The sequence below is a fragment of the Bariatricus sp. HCP28S3_A7 genome, assembly GCF_052066375.1.
Taxonomy (GTDB): Bacteria; Bacillota; Clostridia; order Lachnospirales; family Lachnospiraceae; genus Allocoprococcus.
The window spans coordinates 1-1,108 of the sequence record NZ_JBQHSG010000082.1; the positions used below are offsets into that span (position 1 = coordinate 1).

General features: G+C 42.5%; 2 protein-coding genes. Both read left to right on the top strand.

The annotated features are described in order from the left end of the window. A partial coding sequence (locus ACTNA4_RS16065) for a hypothetical protein (RefSeq protein ID WP_441031169.1) occupies positions 1–300 on the top strand: 300 nt, incomplete at its 5' end. Continuing rightward, positions 300–1,037, top strand: coding sequence for an ATP-binding protein (locus tag ACTNA4_RS16070; RefSeq protein ID WP_291805378.1), 738 nt, complete (start codon positions 300–302; stop codon positions 1,035–1,037). The genes ACTNA4_RS16065 and ACTNA4_RS16070, both read left to right, overlap by 1 nt. Positions 1,038–1,108: the final 71 nt, after the last annotated feature.

The following is a 1,108-nucleotide window of genomic DNA, read 5'->3' on the forward strand; positions in this document are numbered from 1 at the left end:
CAGACATACCGCATGTGTCTTGGTATCCTGAACTTTACCAAAAAGTACAGTAACAAAGCTTTAGAGGAGTGCTGTAAACAGGCAATCTCATTAAACAAACAGAAATATACCTTTATTAAGAACACCATCTCTGTCATTGCAGATGATCTTGGCGATGCCGGTTATCGACATGGGTCTGTCCAAAAGAAAGAACCAACAAGGGGTGGTTATGTCATGCCTCCGGAAGCCTCTAGCATTGATACTCTTTTATCCCGCAGCAAAGCGCTTGCGGATCAGATGAGAGAGGAGGCAGATGACTGATGCTTACCGGAACCGAACTCATCAATGAGCTTGTTGATGAACTCAATGAGCTGAAACTATCGACAATGGCTGCAACGCTGGATGATCTGTATCATAAGCCTGGATTCCTTGAAATGGACCGTCTGACACTGATTGCAGAGCTTATAGAACCACAGTTTCAAGAAAAAGTCAGTACTACACTGAAGAATCGATTAACGGCAGCTCATCTAAAAGGATCACCTGAAGAACTGTCTGAGTGCATTGACTCTGATAAGAGAGAATACCTTCCATCAGGGATAACCGATGTTCTTTCTTCACTGGATTTCATTGAAAGGGGCTATAATCTTTGTATTCTCGGCGAATCTGATGCCGGAAAGTCCTATCTGGCCAAGGCCATTGGTATTAAAGCCTGCAATAGATATAACGTTGGATATTTTCATAGTGAAGAGCTCCTGGAGAGCATGGTTGCTCTTAAAGAGCAGGACTATGATAAATATGCCCGCAAGATGAAAAAGTATCTTAAATGGGATCTGATCATCCTTGATGACTTTCTGCTTCATACGATCACAGATGAGCGCGAAATCAAGATTCTTTTTGAATTACTGGAGAAACGCAATGAACAGCACCGGAGTACGATCGTTTGCTCTCAACGGGATCCAGACAGCTGGAAAGCTATGATTTTGAATGATGAAGTGTCTGCTAATTCCATCATGAAAAGAGCAACAAAACACTACACAATCAAGATAAACATACGATAACTTATCAACAATCAACTAAATACGAGCGGCCGTTCTGCTCCGCATAGCGGCCGTTGAAAAACGCATTTGCG